Here is a 16,831-nt window from a genome sequence, read left to right on the forward strand (position 1 = left end):
TAAACTGAACCTCCATTTTAAAAAGATATTACTAAGACACTTTATTTTTGCTGTGTTTTTTATTATTATACCTCATCATATTATTTTTCTTATCCATCATGTTTCATTCAAAAAAGGAGGAGTGCAATGGCACGCCCATTAAAATGGACTCTGGGAGTTATTGGCGGGATTATCCTTTTGGTCATAATAGCGGTAATAGTTATTATTTCCAGTTATGACTTCAATAATCTTAAACCTGTTATATCAAAGGCCGTTCATGATGCAACCGGCAGGGAGCTTGTTATAGGTAGCGATATTAATCTTGGTATAGGGCTTACCCCCTCCCTGGTATTATCAGATGTAAGGTTCCAGAATGCGGAGTGGGGCACCAGAAAAGATATGGTTAATGTGGGCAGGTTTGAGTTAAAGGTCTCCTTGATGCCCCTTTTAAAAGGAAACGTAGAGGTGCACCGCTTTATTCTCAAGGATTTTGATGTATTAATAGAAACAGACAAAACGGGTAAGGGTAACTATCAGTTTGATACAGATAAAAAGGCCAAAACAGAGGAGAAAAAGCCCGATACTGAATCTGACGTCGGGGCAGCTCCGCCTGCATTTGCAGTGAATGAACTCGAAATAAAAAATGGCGTTATCACCTACAGAGACGGAAAAACAGGTAAGACTCAAAACCTGACCATCACTAATCTAACGACAGGCATCAAAGGTTTTGAAAACCCATTAACCATTGATCTTAGTGGTAAATATAATAATGAGTCATTTAAGGTATCAGGCACATTAGGGAGCATAAAAGGGCTAAATGACCCGGAGACCCAGTGGCCTTTAGACCTCTCTATAAATGCCTTTGGCGCAGTAGCTGGCATTAAGGGCTCAATAAAAAACCCTGCTGAGCAGAAGGGGATCAATATAGATTTTAATGTGAAGATAGATGACTGGTCAGGATTATCAAAGCTTGCGGAAACGGAGATACCTTTAAAGGATGCATTCGGCATCTCTGGTAATATAACTGACAGGGCATCAAAAAATTATAACCTGAGCGGTTTAAAGATCACCCTTGGCAAGAACCAGATCAATGGCTCATTAGGGATGAACCTTTCCGGCAAAGTCCCCTATATTGATGCTGTTCTCTCATCAAAGGAGCTTGATTTGAACTCTTTTATGAATAAGGACAAGGCGCCGGATAAACCGGCTGAACCATCGGTAAAGACTGATGAAAATACGGAAAGGCTCTTTTCAGATGAACCCCTTAACCTTGATTCATTAAAGGCAGTAAATGGTAAATTCAAAATCAATATAGACAAACTTGTTTTATCTGAAATGGTGCTAAACGCCCTTTCTGTTGACTCCACAATGAATAATGGTAGCCTTTCTTTAAAGCCTTTAAAGATGAATATGGGTGGAGGCAATATAGGTGTCAATCTGGATCTTGCCTCAAAGACCAATGATACTGACCTTTCTGCTGTAATAAATGTAAAAGGGCTGGAGCTTGCCGGGGTGCTTGAAAATATGGGCCTCAAGGATAAGGTTGAGGGTCTTGTAGATGCTGATGTAGATATCAAGGGCAGGGGGACTTCCATTGCTGCGATCATGGGTGGGCTGAACGGCTATTCAACTGTTGCAGTAAGTCATGGGGTAGTAAGCAACAAATATGTAAATATGCTTGGGAGTGATTTCAGTAAGGGTGTTATGAGGCTGCTTAATCCTGGGGCTGAATCAAAGGATTATACTGCCATAAAATGCCTGGTAACCAGGTTTGATGCCCGTGACGGAATAGCAGATGGAACTGTTCTTACTGTTGATACAGAGCTGATTAGCGTGGAAGGCGAGGGGAATATCAACCTGAAGACAGAGGTGATGGGGATATCTCTGATACCAACAGCAAAAAAAAGCGTTGCCGGGTATAACCTTAATCTGGGTGAAATAGCCCAGCCCTTTAAGCTTGGAGGCACCCTTTTAAATCCATCACTGGTTATTGATAAAGGGAAGGCAGCACTCTCGATAGGGAAGGTAATAGGTAAGGACGGGCTTAAAGGCCTTTTAAAAAAGTCATCTCCTGAGACAGCATCATCGGATGTGGATATATGCGCCTTAGCCCTTGAAGCAGCCAGGACTGGTGTGAAACAGGTTGTTGGGAAAGAGGCAGCGTTGGAGGCCGCAGCAAGTGAAGAGACACAACCAGCAGAGCCTGTTACCACTGAAAAACTGATAGAGGATGCGGTTAAAGACCCTAAGAAGGCGTTAAAGAACCTGTTTGGGAGGTAATATTATAAATCCTGGCATTGTAAGGACATCCGAAAAATGGGTCTTATAACCTTACAATGCCTTTTTATGAATTGACGAAAAAAAATTTGTGCTTTATTCTGAATTCAAAATTAAAATTCACATCCGGTAAGCTTAAGGAATGGTTATGATAAAATCAAAAAAAAATATAACATTAACTGCACAGTCGGACTTTCATTTTAAATATACAAAAGATATTATTTATTCAATTCGCAGGCTGATGCAGGCAGGAGAACTATACACAAAAGAGTTAAATAAGGTATATAACATTAGTTCTGCACAGCTCAATTGTCTTCTCACCCTTAACGAAAATGGATCATTACCTCCATCCCATATCGCAAGATTGATGATGATCAATTCAAGCACAATAACGGGTATTATTGACAGGTTGGAAGAAAAAGGTCTTTTAAAAAGGATGAGAATTTCCAAAGATCGCCGTATTATTACCGTTGAACTTACAAAAAACGGCGAAGTTCTTGCCAAAAATGCACCTCCCCCAATACAGTATAAACTGTTTGATGGTCTAAGCAAATTATCCGAAAATGACATAAAAAATATATCTGATTCTTTGCAAAAACTTACAGATATGCTGGATGTTCAGGATCTTGAGGTCACTTAAACTGTCATATTGATCCACACTCCCTATCCTGATTAATCCTTATAAATTAACTGGTTATCTTGATTAACCCTTCATTGTCTTGACATTTCACTTGTATTAATATAATTCTAGTTGAAATAATATTTGTAGGTATAATTTGAACTACAATAAAAGACCATGTTTGTTTTTTCAGATTAAGCCTTCACAGAGTGAAATTATGATTTTTTTAAAAAGGTGATAAAGTGTGTGGTATAGCAGGATGTATAGGCCGGAAAGATTTTAAAACAGTCAACCTTATGCTTGATGCCCTGGGCCATCGGGGGCCTGATGACAGGGGTATTTATATCAGTGGTGAAAGTGTGTTCGGCCATACCCGCCTTTCTATTGTCGATGTTGCAGGTGGACATCAGCCAATACTCTCTAATGGCGGCAGGGATGGGATCATCTGTAATGGTGAAATCTATAATTTTAGAAAACTAAAAAAAAACCTCTCAAATAGATATTCATTCCGGACTGATTCCGATTCGGAAGTAATCTTACACCTTTATAAAGAAAAAGGCCCGGATTGCGTAAAGGAATTGGACGGCATGTTTGCCTTTGCCATTTTTGATGATGATAATTTTATGATGGCAAGGGATCCGATCGGTATTAAACCTCTATATTACGGATATAAAGAGGATAATCTTTATTTTGCTTCCGAACTCGGGGCTATGTCTCTTGCAGGGCTTGATGAAGTGCACGAATTTCCGGCCGGTCATTATTATACACCCAAGGAAGGTTTTATAGAATTCTATAGAACCCCTGAAATAGAAGACCAGATGCTGACAGACATTGAGGAGGCAAGCAGCCTTATCCGTGACACCTTTATCAGGGCAGTCAAAAAACGGTTATTATCTGACCCTGACATACATGTGGGGGCATTTTGCAGCGGCGGGCTTGACAGCAGTCTTATAGCTGCAATCGCTGCCAATGAAATACATCATCTACATACCTTCGTAGTAGGTATGGAATACGATAATGGTGAATTCAGTGATGACATCAAGGCATCGAGAATTGCTGCGGATTATATTGGATCAAATCACCATGAGCTATTGTTTACAAAAAACGATTATTATAATGCTCTGCCGAAGGTAATTGAAAAGCTTGAAACCTATGATCCTTCACTGGTCCGCTGCGCTGTTCCATGTTATTTCACATGCAAACTGGCTGCTGATTATGTAACTGTTGTTTTAACAGGAGAGGGCGCTGATGAGCTATTCACAGGTTATCATTATATGAAGCACTTTCCTGTTAATAAACTTAATATGGAGGCACGTCGCTGTATAAACAATCTTCATAATATTAACCTGCAAAGGACGGACAGGATGGGAATGCTTTTCAGCCTGGAACTCAGGGTACCGTTTCTGGATAAAGAGATGATTGCACTCTCTATGAAAATCCCTCCTGAATTAAAAATAAGAGTGCATAATAATGATAAAATTGAGAAATGGATTTTAAGAAAGGCATTTGAGGGTACAGGCTATCTTCCTGAGGAAATACTGTGGAGGTACAAGGTTCAATACACCCAGGGGGCGGGTTGTGAGAGTCTGGGAGAAAGGCTTGCCCATGAACAGGTAAGTGAAGAAGATTATCAAAAGATAAAAGCTGAAAATCCCAATGCAGTAATAAACAGTAGAGAGGCGGCCTTTTATTATAAGATATTCAGGGAATTCCATCCTCAGAATTCCATACTTGGTTCAATAGGTATATGGTCAGGGTTTGATTTTTCCGAGGAACGCGAAGAGGTAAGAGGCACTGTTGATGGAGAACTGAAACATAATCATGATGAAAATAATTCAGAAATGGATAGAGTTTCCTCATAAATTTTAGATATTCCTTTCTGATAATATTTTTAAATGATGAAAAGAAAATTTCAAAGGAGAAAAAATAAAATGACACTTGAAACATACTACAAATATATTGTTATAGGAGCAGGAATGCACGGCCTCAGTACAGCCTATCATCTGGCTCTGGAGCTGAAAATAAAAAACAAAGGTACAGGGAGAGATATCCTTCTTATTGATAAATCAGCAATAGGCTCCGGCGCATCAGGAATCGCATGCGGAGTAATCCGCAACAACTACTTTCAGCCGGCCATGCAGGAATTGATTGCACACAGCGTGGGTATATGGGAACAGGACGCAGGAGGATACGGGTACCTTCCAGTAGGTTATATGCAGATTTCGCCGGAATCGATGCATGAAGATGTTAACAACATATATGAGAGGCAGAAGAACATTGGCTATGACTCAGAGTTTATTGAAGGAGAAAATGACTGCCTTGAATATATGAAGAATAATGTCTTCAGTGACTGGAAGGCACCGGGTGTAACCTCAATCCTTCATGAAAAAAAAGGCGGTTATGCAAACAACACAAAGGCACTCTATCGCCTTGCTGACAAGGCAGAGAACCTGGGAGTGAGGATACTGACAGGATGCGAGGTAATAGGATTTGCCAGCAATGGGTGTATTTCGGGAGTTGAAACTACAAAAGGCCATTTCAAATGCGATTATACAATTATAGGCGCCGGTCCCTGGGCAAACAGTTTCTGGGAAATGCTGGGTTTGCCGGATACGATAAAAGTAAAGGGTCTGGATGGAAAGGTGCATCCTGAAATAAAGATGTGGACCTATTGGTCTTTACAGGAAGGAACCCTTGGCGTTGAGCCCGATTATGGACTTGACAATAGAGGCAGGATGCCTCCGGTAATTCATCTTGATACTGATTCGCCCCTTTATTCAAGCGAAGACAATAGCCTGATAACAGATCGAATGTGGGGTATTTACTATAAGCCTGACTATCATTTCAAAGGTATTCAGGGCGGTACAACACCGGAACTTGTAACAAGCAATAGAGTTGCAGTAGACCCATATGGTATAGACTCCCCTGATTTTATTGTAGGGGCTGAATTTGCCCATACATGGACATCTGCCCTTGCCCACTGCCAGAAAAGATATGAAGATCAGTATCTTAAATTTAAGAAAGAACCATCAGGCGGACTCGGCGCCTTTACACCGGACAACTTTCCTGTCTTTGATGTATTTAATGAAAATTGCTATTTCATAGCGGACTCCAGTCACGGTTACAAGATGATAGGTGTCGGACAACTGGTAGCAAAGGAAATCCTTGGAGAAAAACAGAGTCTCCTCGATCCCTTCAGATTTAAAAGATACGAGACAGGGGAGCTGCTGCCGGAATCCAACAGCCCTTTTCCATGGAGTTGAGCTGTTTAACCTGTAGTTCATAACCAACGATGATTCAGTATAACCATGTATACAAGACCTTCGGACAGGGGAGTGACGCGGTAAATGCAGTTGAAGATATCTCTTTCAAGATTGAAAAGGGAGATCTGGTTGTATTTCTGGGCCCATCAGGCTGTGGTAAAACTACACTGCTCAGGCTTACAAACAGGCTTATCCCCCTTACACGTGGAAACATCCTCATAAATAATCAGGATACAACGACATGGAATGGTGTGAAGCTAAGGCAGTCCATGGGATACGCTATTCAGGAGATAGGACTATTTCCAAATAAAACCATATATGGAAATATAGCGGTTGTGCCCCGTCTTTTAAAATGGGATGAAAAGCGGATCAAAGAGCGTGTTGACGAACTTCTTTTCATGTTGAGACTGGACCCGGATGCAGTAAAAGAGAGGTATCCGACAGAGCTTTCGGGGGGACAAAAACAAAGAGTTGGAGTTGCAAGATGTCTTGCTGCTGATCCTGATATACTTTTAATGGATGAACCTTTCGGGGCTATTGACCCTATTAACAGAGAAGATATCCAGAATGAATTCCTGGCAGTCCAGGAAAAACTGAAGAAGACCATTGCCTTTGTCACCCATGATATTCAGGAGGCAATAAAAATGGGTGATAAAATAGCCATATTCCAGGCAGGAAAACTGATTCAGTATGATACCCCTGAAATAATTCTCACACGTCCGGCCAATACGTATATATCTGATTTTGTCGGTTCTGACCGGACTCTTAAGCTCCTCGCCATTTTAAAGGTCAGTGATGCCATGATGGCGGTTCATGAAAATGTTGTCTCTAATAATGAAAATACGCAGAGCGCCCATAATAAACTGAGAAACAACAACCTGGAATTTATGATTGTTATTTATGAAGGCAGACCGGAAGGATATGTGAATGACGAGGCGCTAAAAGATACTGATACAGAAGTCACAAACGTAACAAGACCATTTACCAGGGTTATCCATGAAGACGAAAGCCTTAGAGATGTTATGTCCCACATGCTGGTAAGTAAAGTAAGGCATCTTCCTGTTGTTGACAGTGAAGGTCTTATATCAGGGACTATCAGCTACAGGGATATCCAGAGATGTATCAGGGATATCTACAAAAAAAATAAATTATAATATCCGCACATATGAAAAGCATGAGTCAATAACATGAGTATTTTGGATTATATATATAAAAACGCAGACAGGTGCTGGGCTCTGACCCTGGAACACATCTGGATTGTATTTTTCTCTGTTTTTATTGCCACGCTCATTGCGGTTCCTGCGGGTATTGCAATAACAAGAAATGATCGAGTTGCTGAAAAGGTTATCAGTACAGCAAATATTCTTATGACAATTCCGTCAATTGCGCTTTTCGGAATCATGCTTCCCTTTTTATCCATGTTCGGCCATGGCCTTGGAAAGGTGCCGGCCATCATAGCACTGGTACTATACAGCCAGTTGCCAATTATTAGAAACACCTATACTGCCGTAAAAAATGTACCGCCGTCTCTTATTGAAGCAGGCAGGGGAATCGGGATGGGAAGCTGGTCAAGAATGAAGCAGATAGAAATTCCAATGGCTGTTCCGGTTATAATTTCAGGATTAAGAACCGCGGCTGTTATGAATATTGGCATAGCGGCAATCGCAGCCTATATCGGGGCTGGCGGACTTGGTGTCTTTATACAGCAGGGTATAGCCAGGGCATATGATGAGATGATACTTGCAGGTGCCCTCCTGGTGGCATTGCTTGCAATATTTGTTGATTTATTTATGGCGCTTGTTGAAAGGTTACTGACCCCAAAGGGACTTATTGTCTCAAGGGAGCGAAACAAATGCATCTGTTAACATTTAAGGCATACAGGTTTACACTGCTGGTGATTCTGGTCGCTGCGGGAGTATTCATTGAAAGGGCCGGATTTATAAAATATCTTTCTGATCCCTTTGAGATGCGTTTCACCATAAACCTTATATTGCAGCATATAAACATGGTGATTGTAAGCATCTCTGCCGCTGCATTTATCGGGTTGACAATTGGCATTATCTTTACCCGACCAAAGTTTAAAAAATATTCAGGGGTCGTCATGTATATTGTGGGTCTGGGACAGACAGTACCTTCCCTGGCGGTCATAGCCATTTCTATGAGCTTTATTGGAATAGGTTTTAAGGCTGCGGTTTTTGCGCTTTGTATATATTCAGTTCTGCCCATTGCCAGGAATACACTGGCAGGGATATCCTCTGTGCAATCATGGATCATTGATGCGGCCAGGGGAATCGGTATGTCTGAATGCAGAATACTTTTTCAGATTGAAATACCTAATGCCATGAAGGTGATACTCACTGGGTTCAGGATTGCCCTTATAATAAATATAGGAACAGCCTCCCTGGCCTTTTTAATTGGTGCTGGCGGACTTGGAGACCATATCTTCACAGGTATCTCACTAATGAGAATGGATAAAATTCTGGCAGGCGCAATACCAACAACCCTGCTTGCCCTCTTTGCGGATTATCTTTGTGGGCTTCTTGGCTTCTTAATCATTCCAAAGGGGCTTAGACTTGATGAAAAAGCTGTTTAGTATGGAAATATGATATGAATAGATTTAAAAATATGTTTCTTTTTATACCGGTCTTATTGTTTTCTATTTTTTCCATTTCAATAACTGCATATGCAGAGAAAAAAATAGTAATTGGAGGAAAGAACTTTACCGAACAGCATATTCTTTCTGAACTGGCCGGAATACTTCTTGAAAAGAATGGCTTTGATGTGAAAATGCGGACAGGCGTAGGCTCAACAGTTGCGCGACAGTCCCTTGAAAAGGGCCAGATCGATCTCTATTATGAGTATACAGGGACTGCATACACGATATACCACAAGCAGAAAGACAGGGACATCATGACCGATCATGATAAATGCTATGACTGGGTTAAAAACACCGACTCAGTTAAGGGTCTGATCTGGCTTGATCCTGTTCAATTCAATAACACATATACATTGCTAATGAGAAATAAACAGGCAGAAAACCTGGGCATAAAAAGCATAAGTGACCTGGGTGATTATATAAACAGAAACAAGAAGAAACTTGTTGTGGGAGTGGGCGCCGAGTTCTGGGAGCGCCCTGACGGATTTAAGCCTCTCATGAAAATGTACGGCTTCTCCATACCTTACAATAAACTGATAAAGATGGATGACGGTCTTGTCTATAAAGCATTGAAGGAGCGTCAGATCGATGTATCAATGGGCTTTGCAACGGACGGTCGAATATCTTCATTTGGTTTTGTTGTTCTCAGGGATGATAAAGGGTATTTTCCTGTGTATAATCCTGCACCTGTCATCAGAAAAGATGTGCTGGATGAATATCCGGAAATAAAAGATATCCTTAAGCCTGTTGCTGAAAAGCTTACTACTAAGGAAATGCAGCGTCTGAATGCAATGGTGGATATTGAACATAAGGAAATCAGTGAAGTCGGACTGAAATGGTTAAAGGATCAGGGGATTATATTTTAGAAAAGGGTTCAAGGGGTCGAGGGTTCAAGTGAAAACCGGGGAACCTGACTGTAATAACTAATAGTAAATATTAAACAGGAGGAAAAAATGAATTTATCAGGACTTTCAGGGGGACAGTATAAACCCTTATCACCCCAGCAGGTTGAAAAACTGCACGGGGCAGCTCTGTCCATCCTTGAAAAAACAGGGATGAAATTTGAACATGGGCTGGAAGAGGTAGCAGAATTACTTGGTTCAAATGGCGCAAAACTGGATACGGAGAACAGGATTATCAGATTTTCCCCTGATATGATTGCTGAAGCTGTTTCAAAGGCCCCGGAAAAGGTTGTGCTCTATGGGAGCAAGGAGGAAAATGACCTGTGTTTAACCAAAGACAAGGTTTATATGGGAACAGGCGGCGCAGCAGTAAAAATAATTGATATGGATACAGATGAGGTTCGACCGACAACATTGAAAGACCTGGAGATGGTTTCACGGCTGGTAGATAAACTTGAAAACATACATTTTCTTGTAAGGCCATGTATCCCTACTGATATTGATAAAGCGGATTATGATATAAACATGTATTACGCATGTTTGTCAGCAACATCAAAACATGTGATGTCAGGAGTCAATGATGAGAAGGGACTGGCTGATGTTATCAATATGGCGTCAATAATTGCCGGCGGAAAGGAAAAACTTAAGGCAAAACCTTTTATATCAATGATAACATGCTTTGCCATCAGCCCCCTGAAGCTGTGCACCCAGTCTACCCATATCATGCGTGAAGCGGTTAAGGAACGTATTCCGGTTGTCCTTTCATGCGCACCAATGGCGGGATCAACATCACCATTAACCATGGCCGGAACCCTCGCCCAACTGCACGCTGAACAACTCGCAGGGATAGCTATATGCCAATTTACAAATCCTGGGGCGCCAATCCTTTACGGAGGAATACCCGGGATGGCTAACCTCAAGACAATGGGATATCTGGGAGGTGCCGTTGAATGCGGAATGATGAATGCTGCGGTCCATCAGTTATCTGATTATGTAAAAATACCCAATTATAATTCATCGGGCCTTACAGACTCAAAAATACCCGATGGGCAGGCAGGATACGAAAAGGCATTTACTACCCTCCTTGCCGCAATGGGAGGGTCAAATTATGTTCATCATGCTGCGGGTATGCTTGAATCCATGCTTACGATAGCCTATGAGCAGTTTGTTATTGATGATGAGATCATAGGCAATGCCTGTAAAGTACTCAAAGGAATAAACTGTGATGAAGAACACATGGCACTGGATGTTATTGAAGAAGTAGGAGCAGGCGGTAATTTTATGATGTCCGCACACACCATGGAACACCTTTATGATGAATATTATATGGGAAACGGTGTGACTGACAAGAAAAGCAGGTCAGGATGGAAGAAAGATGGAGGCCTGGATATTAGCAAGAGGGCAAGAAAAATAGCAAGATCAATTCTTGATAAACCCTCCCGGAGTTATATTCCTGAAGATATTGATACGGAAATTAGAAAAAAGTTCAATATCCTGTTGGATAGGAAAATATGAGCAGGAAAATAATACGCCCTGACCTGCAATAAAATCATTTTTTTTAGGGTCAATGGGTTGTTAAAGGGGTTTCTGCAAACAAGTTAGATGTGGATGCTTGCGGTACTGCACTTGAGATTGCCAAAAAAAGGAGGTATCACCAGAGGTGGCTGAAGTAGTTCAAACCAGAGCCTGTTGCCACTGAAAAACTTATACAGGATGCGAAAAGGCGCCTAAGAACCTGTTTGGGAGGTAGTTCCAATGTTTTTACAGCCCTTTTATTAACTATTCTCATGATCCTGTTTTTTCTGAATAGTATATGGCTGTGCCATAGGCAAAGACCTCAATAGAGCCGATGCCCTTTTTTTGTGTGCCCTTTGATATACTGCTTGTATCGATTCTGAGGTTTACTATGAGATCGGCCTCCCTGCATTTTCCCTTCATCCTCAGGATCGCTTCTCTCCTGCCTCTGTCCAGGAGGCTTACATATGATTTAACCTCGCCCCCGAATATCATCCTCAAACTTGCAAGGAACCTTTTGAAATAATCATAAGATATTACGACTGATCCGCTGACAAATCTTGCACTGGTTACTCTGTCTTCATCGGGATATCTTTTACCGTTCAGGAGTGCAATATGGGCAAGCTCCTTTTCTCTTTTGTCGATCGACTGATAGTGTCTGTTTTCTATGATAGTTCCGGTAAAAAGGGCAATGATAATTAATGCAACCGGGATTCCCAGATAAATTATTATACCTGTAATTTCGGACATATGATTACCTATGCAACCTTTACGGCTGTTCCGTAGATATATAACTCGCTGGCACCCTGGGCAATTGATGAGGTATTGAACCTTATGTTTATGACTGCATTGGCCCCCATTTCCCTTGCCTGTGCTATCATCCTCTCCTTTGCCTGTTCCCTTGCATCCTCAAGCAGCTCGGTATACCCCTTGAGTTCTCCACCAACAAGGTTCTTCAGCCCTGCCATTATATCCCTTCCTAAATGTTTGGCGCGAACCGTACTCCCTGATACCAGCCCATAGTGTTCAACTATTGTCTTGCCAGGAACCTCTTCAATGTTGGTCAGAATCATAATTGCCTCCAGTTTCAGGTTGAAAATGAATTGAAATGCAAAATCATACTGTGCAAAAAAGCGCTGGGTGTCAAGCTGATACTATCCAAAGCCTAAAAGAGGGGGTAATTATAAGATATTTATTATTGATAGATAAGTCAGATCACTCTTGTCTAAAAACAATTTTCGGGTAGCAGTATAAATGACTGAATGGTAGCAAAGGGCATAAGGTGTATCTCATAGAATTGGGTATAACTGTAGGGCAGGCCTCCGTGCCTGCCCGCATATGGTGATGCAGGATGTAACCACATAGGTTGCCCCTGCAACCGCATTTGTATAATTACCCTTCTTGTTTATACCGGCTCCAGTTTACACTTGCTTGATGATGGTCATGGCCATTTTTCCCTGTCATTACCCGACCTGCCTCGCCTCCATCGCATTATACACTGGCTAGGATGGAAAAGCGAAATCAGATAATCCACCCTCAACTCATAAAAAAAGAAAAAATATTTTGCCTGTTTCATGATTTTAATGGTAATACAAATCAAAAAGTCTGACCTATAAAAACACAAAAAGCCATTATGTTGACTTTTAAATATAGCATTTAGCAATTTTGGCAACATTGCCAAAATGGCTAAATATCCAATCTTCTCTTGAGATTCCAATAAGACTCTCAAAAAACTCAATATCATTATAAAAACCACTTAATCTGCTAATATCTGGTTTTTTAAACTTGACCCAATAGCCAGGGTCTTGAGTATATTTGCCGAGACGTATTGTTGTAGTATATATCGTCTCTTTTTCTTCTTCACTATTTGCAGAACGTTGCCTAAGCATAATATCTCTTATTTCAGCAATAAGGCTGAATTTACGTATTTTAAATTCATTTATATATTCAAAACACTTTTTGAAAGCTTCCTTTTCATCAAAGTGTTCAAGCAATAGACTCCTCCAAGCGACTATATTTTTCAGAGTGAAGTCTACACTTGACCCAGTCATTGAATTCCTGAAATTCGCATACATCACATTTTTCGTCCTGTTCTAAACAATCATGTGCAGCCAAATATCCATGTAAGAAGGATTCCAAAGCCAATATATTAACTTTACTGAAATATAAACTTGGGCGTCTCTCAATTTGATATAAAAGGTCAAATATTTTCATAGTTCACATGGCTAACGACGCTGCTGTGGGGAGCGTGATTTTTACGCTTCCTTACAAGCAGCATGTTGTGCGTCCTTTCCTAAGTTTGGTCGTTTCCATAGAGGATACTATCTTTCTTGGTTTTCTTCCAACTCTGCTGTATCAAAGCGAAGCATAAGTTGAATACCACTAGAAAAGATAAACCTATGTTCGATGAGACCATCGTTCAGTAGTTCCAATTCATCATTGCCCAAGTCGCCAAAGCCGCAAGGCCCAGGTAGACCTTTTTCAGGGTCTCCAGTAGAACGAACAGCCACAACACCTCTATAATGCAGAGTGATATCTCGGCCCCCTTGCATGGTTACATCGCCAGCATCAAATCGCAGGCTTGCCTTTGACGATGGTATATCGATAGAGACTTCCCGAAGGGAAGCATCGACCAGGCAGAATTCTGACAATAGCCATTGTAGACCATTAGGCAACCTTGCTTGTATTCCTGATAGATATTTTTCATAGTCCTCGTAGGCTCGCAAATTTTCCGAGCTGTCGGCATCGAGATCTTGGTCGGCAATCCACCTATCAAGAGTGAAGTATTTCATCATATTCTTCCCTTTCGCATGGTAACTTCGATTTTATGGGTTTTCATGCTTATCTTCTTTATGAGGTTCCTGGTAAGAAAAAATGACAATGTGTTGAATAAAAAAATGGATGATACTGATTAAAATATTTCAGCTCGTTTTTATTTATCATTTCTGAGCGAGGTATTGATCTACTGCAAAACTCAACATTTTGATTAGATTTAGTCCATCTTTTATAAGCCCCGCTGCTTGCAGCGGGGCAGCTTATTTTTCCTGCCATATCATATAAAACCAACCTGGTTTGATGCATGGCCGTACAAAAAAACGGGGTTATCAGTGTGGGACTGAAGAACTGAAAAAAGCAAGTTGAAGACTGAAGTTAAGACAACTAACAACCTACAGTTTGCTAATGGATATTCCGCATCATTTTTCCCAGTGAGACCGGTCATTGGTTCCAACCATTCCGGCTGAAAAGTTCCAATTATTCCTGTTGAATGTTCCAGACAATCCGGTCTGATTCCAAACCGCATAAGAGACTTTATAATGGGTTAATGCATCGAGATTCGATGTAAATTCATTATTAAGGAGGTCATATACATGACCAAATATCTAGAAATCCTAAGGCTTTATAGCCTGGGGATAAATCAAACCGGCATAGCCGAAAGCTGCGGATGCTCAATGAAGACAGTGTCAAAAAGGGTACGTAGGTAAAAAAGTAAATCCAATAGTTTGATTAACCTTTCCACTACCCCTTTCCACCTCTTACTTTTAATACGGCAGAAAGTCACATAAAGGTGATTTGACCTTTATGCATTTCTCCATATCCCTCACCACCGGTAATACAAGGTGAGACGGGTACTCCCTGTTATGGTAAACGGTGATATCAATTGAGAGTGGAGAAGGATCAGTGACATAGGAGCTTTTCGAGTCCCACTGGTTATAATCCTTATTCTCACAGGCTATCTGCAGCCAGATTTTATGCCCCTTTTTAAAGGTATTAAAAATGGGTACAAGCTCGATCTGAAATTCATGAATTCAGTAACATATAACATACATTATTATAGCTAACCACGGAGGACACGGAGTTCAAGGAGATTTTATCTTCCCGACTTTTACTTCGTTCTCTCTGTGCTCTTGTATAGTTGAAGTAAAGGAATATAATTTAACCGCAAAGACGCAAAGGGCGCTAAGAAAAAAATATTTATTAATATTAAAATAAAAGGTATTTCTCCGTGCTCTCCGCCTGTCCCGCCATAGCTTCAGCGAAGGCGGATGTACTCCGTGGTGAAAATATACTTTATCGTGTTTACGAAAATATTAACTTAAGCTACAAAACCCTGTAAAAATGTATGACCACGCTGTTGGCCTTTCGCATACCCGTGGATATAATAACAGCTTTATTGAGCCAGTCGTATCTGCTACCTGCTTTTACCTCCATTTTTGCCGAGGTGCGCATGTAATACTCTGAGGGAGGCACATTCTCGCCCTTTGCAAGGCGGGCGAGTACCTCTTTAGGCGCAGTCCTTATACCTGTGTTTTCTACTAGGATGATCACGCCATCATCGGTCTTCAGGCTGTATTTGGCCATGAGATCAGCAGTGCCGTCTTCGCGAACTATCTGCCAGTCTGCTCCGCCAGCCAGTACCTCTCCTTTAATTTTAGGGCCTGTAACAGTACCGCCTGTAATATTGATTATCCTGCGGTTACCGTATGTGGTTTTACCCAGCTCCTGTGGTGGTGCCAGCGTTGCCGCTACTTCAAATAAAAATTCCAGATCGGGTTTAGGCAGCAGGTCATCTGCCGGTGTATTTGTTGAGGGCAAAACGAATACGGAAAGTGCTATAAGCGCAATAAAGAATCTTTTCATGATCTTTCCTCCAATGATAAAGGGTTGCTTAATATAACTTTTCTTTTACCTGGGAATCGGGTCAATTGCAGGCCAGAAGCGCGCTGTAGAGATGGGCATGGAACGGAAAAATGCAAGTACAGAGTGAATTTCATTGCCCCAGATTTTAAAGGCCTCAAAGGTCACGAGCGCGTTGCCTTCACCGTAGTTTGAACCGGTGTGACCGAAATTCATCCAGAGTAATACTATGCCCATCTCTTCGTCCACTGCGGCTACGCTCGCTATGATGCCCGGGTGCAGAGTGATGTACTGCTCGTACATCCCGCTATTCTCCATTTTGCTTCCCTTACCGGCCATTATTATTCCGTTTTCAACACGGTAGGTTTCCGGGGCAAAGGGTGTCCCTGCATCAGTAAAATTGCCTATGCGAAGACCCTCTGTGTATGTGAGGGCGATCTTTATCAGGGATTCGCGCGACTGTTTTTTACCGGCTGGAACCGGGTCATTCATCCCGCTGATGGGTGCGCCCAGTTGATTCGGCTTGATGCGTGACTCAGGTGTAATATGCTCAATAAGGGTTTCAATACCTGTGATCTTCATATCCTTCACATAAAGCAGCACAGAGCAGAGCGCCTGGTTATTACCTTCGCGAACAACGATATGCGTGGCTGCAACCTGCTTTTTCGTATCCAGATAATCATGGCGAAATGAGTCCTTTGATGTCACGGTCTTCCACAGCCCTTCGCCAAGTTTCATGATCTTTGAGTCCTCTGTGAAACGGACATCACTAGCCAGTGGCAGCATTGAGGGGTCATGCCCCACCAGGGCATCAATATACTGAGTAATCATCCCTTTCAGGCACTCCCTGTCACACTCCTGGGCAGGCGCGGTTTGAATTGAAAAGAGGTTAATGATTAAGAAAAACGCGGCAATCGTTATTACTCTGTGAGAAGGATGTGTATTATACATATATCTCTCCATGGTAATCTGAATACAGGATCAA

16 protein-coding genes are annotated in these 16,831 nt (G+C 41.5%); 9 read left to right on the forward strand and 7 right to left on the reverse strand.

The features are described 5' to 3' along the window. Positions 1 to 126 precede the first annotated feature (126 nt). The 9 genes from GX654_00235 to GX654_00275 all read left to right on the forward strand — a co-directional run bounded on the left by GX654_00235 (position 127) and on the right by GX654_00275 (position 11,211). Positions 127 to 2,259 (forward strand): AsmA family protein, encoded by a 2,133-nt coding sequence (locus GX654_00235; protein NLD35279.1) that lies wholly within the window; start codon positions 127 to 129, stop codon positions 2,257 to 2,259. 139 nt (positions 2,260 to 2,398) lie between these two features. Next, positions 2,399 to 2,896 carry a MarR family transcriptional regulator gene (locus GX654_00240; protein NLD35280.1) on the forward strand — a complete coding sequence of 166 codons (498 nt, stop codon included), beginning with the start codon at positions 2,399 to 2,401 and terminating at the stop codon, positions 2,894 to 2,896. A gap of 221 nt (positions 2,897 to 3,117) precedes the next feature. Then, entirely contained in the window at positions 3,118 to 4,737 is a 1,620-nt protein-coding gene (gene asnB / locus GX654_00245) for an asparagine synthase B (GenBank protein NLD35281.1), read from the forward strand. Between the two features lie 69 nt (positions 4,738 to 4,806). Then, complete coding sequence (locus tag GX654_00250; protein ID NLD35282.1) at positions 4,807 to 6,138, forward strand: FAD-binding oxidoreductase; 1,332 nt, start codon at positions 4,807 to 4,809, stop codon at positions 6,136 to 6,138. A 29-nt stretch (positions 6,139 to 6,167) separates the two neighbouring features. Further along, positions 6,168 to 7,292: an ABC transporter ATP-binding protein gene (locus GX654_00255; GenBank protein ID NLD35283.1), complete on the forward strand. Its 1,125-nt coding sequence runs from the start codon at positions 6,168 to 6,170 to the stop codon at positions 7,290 to 7,292. A 33-nt stretch (positions 7,293 to 7,325) separates the two neighbouring features. Next, on the forward strand, positions 7,326 to 8,003 hold the full coding sequence (locus GX654_00260; protein NLD35284.1) for an ABC transporter permease: 678 nt from the start codon (positions 7,326 to 7,328) through the stop codon (positions 8,001 to 8,003). Further along, on the forward strand, positions 7,991 to 8,731 hold the full coding sequence (locus tag GX654_00265; protein ID NLD35285.1) for an ABC transporter permease: 741 nt from the start codon (positions 7,991 to 7,993) through the stop codon (positions 8,729 to 8,731). Before GX654_00260 ends, GX654_00265 begins: the two co-directional genes overlap by 13 nt. A gap of 32 nt (positions 8,732 to 8,763) precedes the next feature. Then, positions 8,764 to 9,660, forward strand: coding sequence for a glycine/betaine ABC transporter substrate-binding protein (locus GX654_00270; GenBank protein ID NLD35286.1), 897 nt, complete (start codon positions 8,764 to 8,766; stop codon positions 9,658 to 9,660). A gap of 87 nt (positions 9,661 to 9,747) precedes the next feature. Beyond that, positions 9,748 to 11,211 carry a trimethylamine methyltransferase gene (locus GX654_00275; GenBank protein NLD35287.1) on the forward strand — a complete coding sequence of 488 codons (1,464 nt, stop codon included), beginning with the start codon at positions 9,748 to 9,750 and terminating at the stop codon, positions 11,209 to 11,211. Positions 11,212 to 11,481: 270 nt separating this feature from the next. Here the strand turns inward: GX654_00275 and GX654_00280 are convergent, their stop codons facing one another. From GX654_00280 to GX654_00310, 7 genes are all read right to left on the reverse strand, one after another. Further along, the gene (locus tag GX654_00280) at positions 11,482 to 11,961 is read right to left on the reverse strand and encodes a YbjQ family protein (GenBank protein ID NLD35288.1); all 480 of its coding nucleotides are present in this window, start codon (positions 11,959 to 11,961) and stop codon (positions 11,482 to 11,484) included. Positions 11,962 to 11,969: 8 nt separating this feature from the next. Then, entirely contained in the window at positions 11,970 to 12,284 is a 315-nt protein-coding gene (locus GX654_00285; protein NLD35289.1) for a YbjQ family protein, read from the reverse strand. Between the two features lie 152 nt (positions 12,285 to 12,436). Next, the gene (locus GX654_00290) at positions 12,437 to 12,574 is read right to left on the reverse strand and encodes a hypothetical protein (protein NLD35290.1); all 138 of its coding nucleotides are present in this window, start codon (positions 12,572 to 12,574) and stop codon (positions 12,437 to 12,439) included. Positions 12,575 to 12,854: 280 nt separating this feature from the next. Next, the gene (locus GX654_00295; protein ID NLD35291.1) at positions 12,855 to 13,205 is read right to left on the reverse strand and encodes a hypothetical protein; all 351 of its coding nucleotides are present in this window, start codon (positions 13,203 to 13,205) and stop codon (positions 12,855 to 12,857) included. Positions 13,206 to 13,532: 327 nt separating this feature from the next. Next, positions 13,533 to 14,006, reverse strand: a complete 474-nt coding sequence (locus GX654_00300) for a hypothetical protein (protein NLD35292.1) — start codon at positions 14,004 to 14,006, stop codon at positions 13,533 to 13,535. 1,303 nt (positions 14,007 to 15,309) lie between these two features. Next, positions 15,310 to 15,849, reverse strand: coding sequence for a DUF3237 domain-containing protein (locus GX654_00305; protein NLD35293.1), 540 nt, complete (start codon positions 15,847 to 15,849; stop codon positions 15,310 to 15,312). A gap of 45 nt (positions 15,850 to 15,894) precedes the next feature. After that, entirely contained in the window at positions 15,895 to 16,797 is a 903-nt protein-coding gene (locus GX654_00310) for a hypothetical protein (protein ID NLD35294.1), read from the reverse strand. Between the last annotated feature and the right edge of the window lie 34 nt (positions 16,798 to 16,831).

This window comes from Desulfatiglans sp. (assembly GCA_012513605.1).
Classification (GTDB): domain Bacteria; phylum Desulfobacterota; class DSM-4660; order Desulfatiglandales; family HGW-15; genus JAAZBV01.